Origin of the sequence: Helicobacter mehlei, from assembly GCF_003660265.1 — a bacterium.
GTDB lineage: Bacteria > Campylobacterota > Campylobacteria > Campylobacterales > Helicobacteraceae > Helicobacter > Helicobacter mehlei.
Map to the genome: position 1 here is coordinate 1 of NZ_QXQP01000071.1, position 790 is coordinate 790.

Sequence of the window (790 nt, forward strand, 5' to 3'; positions counted from 1 at the left end):
TATATCCAATAACGCTCGGTGTCCCAATACTCCTCTGTTGTGGTATAAGCCTCCTTGCCCCAATAAGAAGTGTCGCGCCACTGCTGTTCTGTGGTTCTATAACCCGTGCGTCTTAGGGCTGTTAGGCTCCCTTGGCCTCCGGCAATGGTAAAGTTAATCCTCGCGTTATCAATATCCACATACACCAAAGCCCCATGGTTGCCCTGTTTGTAATAGCTATGTTGCCAAGCATTTTCTGGCCCATAGCTGGCATCTTCCCCCTTGCATCCGGTGATGGTCACTAGATAGTCTTTGGCTTTGTCTCCGGGGTTAAGCTCTTGGCGACTACTTTGCCCATTAAAAATCAAGGTGGCCATCATTGCCCCCCTAATTTGTTATAAGCGCGCAAATCAATATCCCCACCGCTTTCTTGGATATAGCGCGCCTTAAGCCTGTACTCGGCTAACTTGCCCAACATATCCGGGGTGATCTTGCCCCCCAAGGCCTGCAAGTTGTGCAATTGGCTGGTCAAGTAGTTTAGATTGATGTTTTGGGTTTCCCCTAGCCTGGCGGTGTATTCCTTAGCCCCCCTAAAACCTATCCGCGTGATGTGTTTTAGATCATCTAGGGTTTGGTTAGTCACCTTCCCATTGGTTAATGCCCTTGCGGTGCTGTAGGTGTATTGATTGACCGCCGTATCGGTTTGGGCTAGTTCAGCCCCTAGGGGCACTACCCCGCTGGTCAATTGGTTAGCCTTGCGCAACAAGCCATTAAAAAGGCCGCTATTCTTTTGGGCCTTGTTGATGATATT

At 49.5% G+C, this 790-nt stretch carries 1 protein-coding gene and 1 pseudogene; both read right to left on the reverse strand.

The genetic code is table 11. The features are described from left to right. A partial coding sequence (locus EAO36_RS08280) for a hypothetical protein (RefSeq protein WP_143928486.1) occupies window positions 1-356 on the reverse strand: 356 nt, incomplete at its 3' end. Continuing rightward, window positions 356-790: pseudogene (locus tag EAO36_RS08285) on the reverse strand (hypothetical protein); the annotation flags it as partial. The gene EAO36_RS08280 and the pseudogene EAO36_RS08285, both read right to left, overlap by 1 nt.